This is a genomic window from Mesorhizobium sp. M2A.F.Ca.ET.067.02.1.1, assembly GCF_004023285.1.
GTDB lineage: Bacteria > Pseudomonadota > Alphaproteobacteria > Rhizobiales > Rhizobiaceae > Mesorhizobium.
In genome coordinates this window covers 1-5,261 of the sequence record NZ_RZSB01000425.1, presented here as the reverse complement: position 1 = coordinate 5,261, position 5,261 = coordinate 1, and the positions used below count along the sequence as shown (strand labels likewise).

Annotated in this window: 5 protein-coding genes; 1 reads left to right on the top strand and 4 read right to left on the bottom strand. The window is 64.7% G+C overall.

Features of this window, described 5'->3' with window-relative positions; genetic code table 11:
- The 4 genes from EOA28_RS24020 to EOA28_RS24005 form a co-directional block, all read right to left on the bottom strand.
- On the bottom strand, positions 1 to 517 hold a 517-nt coding region (locus tag EOA28_RS24020; RefSeq protein ID WP_148670823.1), incomplete at its 3' end, for an ATP-binding cassette domain-containing protein.
- A 4-nt stretch (positions 518 to 521) separates the two neighbouring features.
- Positions 522 to 1,508 (bottom strand): ABC transporter permease, encoded by a 987-nt coding sequence (locus EOA28_RS24015; protein WP_126078642.1) that lies wholly within the window; start codon positions 1,506 to 1,508, stop codon positions 522 to 524.
- 127 nt (positions 1,509 to 1,635) lie between these two features.
- A complete protein-coding gene (locus EOA28_RS24010; protein ID WP_127250330.1) occupies positions 1,636 to 2,568 on the bottom strand; it encodes a substrate-binding domain-containing protein in 933 nt (310 codons plus the stop codon).
- Positions 2,569 to 2,841: 273 nt separating this feature from the next.
- Positions 2,842 to 3,999, bottom strand: coding sequence for a fumarylacetoacetate hydrolase family protein (locus EOA28_RS24005; RefSeq protein WP_128315349.1), 1,158 nt, complete (start codon positions 3,997 to 3,999; stop codon positions 2,842 to 2,844).
- Positions 4,000 to 4,192: 193 nt separating this feature from the next.
- Between EOA28_RS24005 and EOA28_RS24000 the strand changes: the two genes are divergently transcribed.
- Positions 4,193 to 5,261 (top strand): FAD-dependent oxidoreductase (locus EOA28_RS24000; RefSeq protein ID WP_148670822.1); only part of this gene is annotated, 1,069 nt, incomplete at its 3' end.

Genomic DNA, 5,261 nt, shown 5'->3' with positions numbered 1-5,261 from the left:
CGTCGAGGATGATGAGGTCGCTGTCGAAATGCATGGCGCGCGCGATCGCGACCGCCTGCCGCTCGCCGCCCGACAGCGAGCCGATCGGCGTCGTCGGCGGGATGTTCTTGGTGATGCCGACTTGCCGCAGAAGGTCCCGCGCCACCGCGTTCATCGCCTCCTGGTCCATGCGGTTCAGGAAGCGCGGCGGCTTGATCGGCTCGCGGCCGAGGAACAGGTTGCGCGCGATCGACAGCTGCGTGACCAGCGCCGAGTCCTGGTAGATCGTCTCGATGCCCTCAGCGATTGCGTCGCTGGTGCTGCGGAAATTGACCTTCTTGCCGCGCACGAAGATGTCGCCGCTGGTCAGCGGCACGGCGCCCGACAGCACCTTGATCAATGTCGACTTGCCGGCGCCGTTGTCGCCGAGCAGGCCGACGATCTCCTTTTCGTTGACGTGGAAATTGGCGTCCACCAGCGCCTGCACGCGCCCGTACGACTTGCGGATGTTTGCCATGCGGATCAGAGGCTCGGCCATCGTCTTAAGTCCCTGCCTGGTGCCGGCGTTCGAGCCACGAATGCAGCGCCATCATGCCGAGGATGATCGCGCCGATGAAGATGTTGTAGGCAAGCCCCGGCACCCCGATCAGCACGATGCCGTTGCGCATGACGCGCAGGATCAGGATGCCGAGCACCGTGCCGATGATGGTGCCGCGTCCCCCCGTCAGCGCCGTGCCGCCGATCACCACCATGGCGATGACCTCGAGCTCATAGCCGGTGCCGCTGTTGGGGTTGGCCGCGGAGGTGCGCAGCGACGAGATCACGCCGGCTAGCGAAGCCATCACCGCCGACAGGACGAACAGACCGACCTTGACGCGGTTGACGTTGACGCCGCGGGCGCGCGCCGCATTGGGATTGCCGCCGGCGGCCTGGATCCAGTTGCCGGTCCGGCTCTGCGTCAGCACATAGCCAAGGATGATCGCGGCGCCGATGAACCAGAAAAGCGAGGCGTAGATGCGGAACGGCCCGACATAGAAGTCGCCGACGAGGATATCGGCCAGCCAGCTGCCTTCGGCGCTCCAGGTCCGCTGCGGGAAGCCGTCGGTGACGAAGAGCGCCGTGCCGCGCACGACCAGCAGCATTCCGAGCGTGACCAGGAAGGACGGGATCTTGAGCTGGGTGACGAACCAGCCATTGACCAGCCCGATCAGCGCGGCAACGATTAGCGCGATCAGCAGGCCCACCTCCAGCGAGGTGACGCCGCTGTTGAACAGCGTCCACATCAGCACTGGCGAGAAGCCGAACAGCGAGCCGACGGAAAGGTCGAATTCACCCGATGTCATCAACAGCGTCATCGCCAGCGCGATAAGGCCGAGCTCGACGGTGAAGGCCAGGATGTTGGAGATGTTCTGCGGCGAGAGGAAGTCCGGATTGATGGCCCAGAACACGACCAACTCGACGACGAGCAGGACAAGGGGGCCGAATTCTGACCTGCCGATCAGGCGCTGGACGAAGGAATGATTTTCCACGAGATACCCGTGACATGATTGAAACTGGCCGGATTTCGCGCCGGGTATGGCGGCGGGCGCCGGCGGCGGTAGCATCCAGCGCCGCGCTTCAGGTGCAAAGCGCGGCGCTGGTCAATCGCGCGGGAACTTATTTGCCGGACAGGATCTTGTCGTAGACGCCGGCGGTGTCCTTCTCGTAGAGCGCGCCGGTGATGACATTGAAGCCCGGGGGGATGCCGCTGGCGGCCATGTTGGCGAGCGACAGCGCCACATAGCTGGTCGCCTGCGGGTCCTGCCACTGCGCGGCGTTGACATAGCCGTTCAGCACTTCCTGCGTGGTGTCGAGCGAATTGCCCCAGCCAACGACCGGGATCTCGCCCGCCTTGACGCCGACCTGGTCGAACACCCGCTTGATCGAGCCGGTGACGAGGTCGCCGAGGCCGATGATCGCCTTCACCTTGCCCTTGTGCGCGGTGAGATAGTCGGCCATGCGGCTGATCACTTCGGCCTGGTCGAGCGTGGCCTCGGTGATTTCATAGGTGATGCCGAGCGGCCCGAAGACGCTCTTGATGCCTTCCTCTTCCTGCACGCCATAGGTGGCGCCGGGAACCTCGACCGGCATCCAGACAAAGTCGCCTTTCTTCACAAGGCCCTTGTCGACCAGGTATTGCGCCCAGTGCTTGCCGAAGGTGACGTTGTCGCCGCCGACATAGGCGTTGAAGTTGGCTTTCGGGTCGGGTGTGTTGAAGTTGATGATCGGGATGTTGGCCGCGCGCGCTTCCTTGGCGAGCTCGATCAGGCTGCCCGGATCGGGGCTGGTGGTGACGATGCCGTCGGCCTTGGCCGAGATGGCGGCGCGGATCGCCTCCTGCTGCGAGGCAACGTCGCCATTGTGGAACGACGTGTTGACCTTATTGCCGGTGTCGCTTGCCCATTGCTTGGCGCCGGCAAGGAAGTAGGTCCAGACCGGGTCGGCCGGGCCGCCATGTGAAATCCAGTAGAACGTCTTGGCCTCAGCCATCGCCGGAATGGCGACGAGCGCGATCAAGCCAAGCACGAGCAGTCTTAGCCGCGAAAGCATTCGATTTCCTCCCATGTTGAAACTCTCCCTCTACATCAAGCGCGATGCGGCTCCTCGAACCGCACCTCCTGCCAGCGCCGAGCGGGACGCCCAGAGCATTCCCCTTTTTCGAGCGGTGGCAAGCCTCCGTCACCAATGGATGTTGGGTGAGGCGCGCACGCCATCAGCAATCCCATCAGATTGCATCAGTTCAGGCGCTATTTTCTCGGGCAGGCGGTGCCGTTAGCGCTCGCTCTCTGCGGCGGGCTTGGACAACGTCGCCTCGGTTGGGCGCTAGAGAAGATTGGCCTTTGCCAGGTCGCGCATGAGGTGGCTGGCGCCGTAGGTCCAGTGCGGACAGTCCGGCGACAGGCGCACGCGGTTGGTGAGAGCGCCGAGCTTTTCCGACGAGATGGTGACGATATCGCCGACCTTGTGGGTGAAGCCCTTGCCCTTCTCGCCGCGGTCCTTGGACGGCACGAACATCGTGCCGAGATAAAGCGCCAGCCCGTCCGGATATTGGTGATGCGGCCCCATCGTCGCCTTGACCAGTTCTTCCGGCGAGCGGCTGATTTCCGCCATCGAGCTCGCGCCTTCCAGCGAGAAGCCGTCCTCGCCCTCGACGCTGAGCCGCACCGTGGCTCGCTTGACGTCGGCAATCGAGAAGGTCTCGTCGAACAGCCGGATGAACGGTCCGAGCGAGGCGGAAGCATTGTTGTCCTTGGCCTTGCCGAGCAGCAGCGCCGAGCGCCCCTCGACATCTCGCAGATTGACGTCGTTGCCCAGCGTCGCGCCGACGATGCGGCCCGAGCTGTCGGCTATCATGGCGATCTCCGGCTCGGGATTGTTCCAGGTGGAGACGGGGTGCAGGCCGACATCGGCGCCGAAGCCGACGGACGCCATCGGCTGGCATTTGGTGAAGATCTCGGCGTCCGGGCCGATACCCACCTCCAGATATTGCGACCAGGCCCCGCGCGAGATCAGCTTGGCCTTGATTTCCATCGCTTCCGGCGAGCCGGGTTTCAGCTTCGACAAATCATGGCCGATCAGGCTGGCGATGTCGGCGCGGATGGCGTCGGCCTTTTCCGCCGAGCCGCGCGCCTGCTCCTCGATGACGCGCTCGAGCAGGCTGACCACGAAGGTGACGCCGGAAGCTTTGACCGCCTGCAGGTCGACGGGCGAAAGCAGGATGGGCTTCTTCGTGTCACGCGTGGCCTCGAAGCTGTTCGCCGCGACATCGGCGAGCGCGCCGATCGCTTTGCCCTTGGCCGAACGCACATGGCCAGCAGGATCCTTCAACTCGCAAAGATCGCGCACCGTCGGCGCCGCGCTCGAGGTGATGTCGATCACTTCGCCGTCCCGCACCGTCACCACCAGCGGGTGGGCGGCATCGCTGGTTCTGGCGCGGCCGACGAAAAGTCCATCGGCGGGCAGACGGGTCGGATCGGTCATGGCATCATTCCTCTCGATTGTCGCGCGGCACTTTCCCCGGATTTAGCGCAAACGTCTATCCCGTCGATGCCAAGGTTTATGGGCCATGGCTGTGCTGTCACACAGTCAGGATTTGTCTGGCCTATCGAGCGCTCTTTCAAATTAGTGAAATCGACAATAGGATTTTCACGAAATTTCAGCGCCGAGGTGGTCTTTGCCCGCAGCCTTCTCCGATCCGGTCTGGCAAAAACCCCAAACGGCGCCGGCGTTCCGGTCGGAACTGTCATCCGGCAGCACGCTCGACGCGATCATTGTCGGCGCCGGCATCATGGGACTGTCGACGGCGCTGCATGCCGCGCGCGCGGGCCTTTCTGTTCAGGTGCTGGATGCCGGCGCGATCGGGCAGGGCGCTTCCGGTCTCAATGGCGGCCAGGTCATTCCCGGCCTCAAATACGACCCTGAATGGCTAATCGAGCATTTCGGCAAGGAGCGCGGCGAAGCCCTGGTCGCGTTCGCCGCCTCGACGGCCGATGCCGTGTTCGACGTGATCCGCGACGAGAAGCTGGCCGTGCCGTCCACGCGCAATGGCTGGATCCAGGCCGCGCACACCGAGACAGCGTTGAAGGCCGCCGTCAACCGCGATCGCCAGTGGCGCTCACGCGGCGCCGACGTCAAGCTGCTCGACCACGCCGAGATCGCAGCGATGACCGGCGCCCTGGGTTATCTCGGCGGCTGGCTCGACCGCCGCGCCGGAATCATCGATCCGTTGTCCTATACGCTCGAACTGGCCCGCGTCGCCTCGGCCGCCGGCGCTGGCGTCGCCGAGCAGCAGCGGGTGGTGAAGCTCGCCAAGGAGGCCGGCGTCTGGCGGGTTTCGACGCAAGGCGGCGCCGAACTGCGTGCAAGATCGGTCGTGCTCGCCACCAATGCCTATACGGACAGCCTGCTGCCGGGCCTCGCACAAACAATCGTGCCGCTGCATTCGTTCCAGATCGCTACCGCGCCGCTTCCGGCGGAGCTTGCCGCCAGCATCCTGCCTGGCGGGCAAGCGGTTTCGGATTCCCGTCGCATCTTGGTCTACTACCGCCGGAGTCCCGATGGCCGCATGGTGCTGGGCGGACGCGGCCGCATGGCGCTGCCCTCAAGCGCCGCGGACTGGGCGCATCTCGAACGCGCGCTCACCCGCCTCTATCCTGCGCTTGCCGGCATCGCCATCGAGAAGCGCTGGTTCGGCCGCGTGGCGCTGACGCCGGATCACCTGCCGCATCTGCATGAGCCGGAAA

Coding starts and splice junctions, on each gene's coding strand:
- EOA28_RS24005 (WP_128315349.1), bottom strand. CDS start 3,999: ATGACCGATCCGACCCGTCTGCCCGCCGATGGACTTTTCGTCGGCCGC.
- EOA28_RS24010 (WP_127250330.1), bottom strand. CDS start 2,568: ATGCTTTCGCGGCTAAGACTGCTCGTGCTTGGCTTGATCGCGCTCGTC.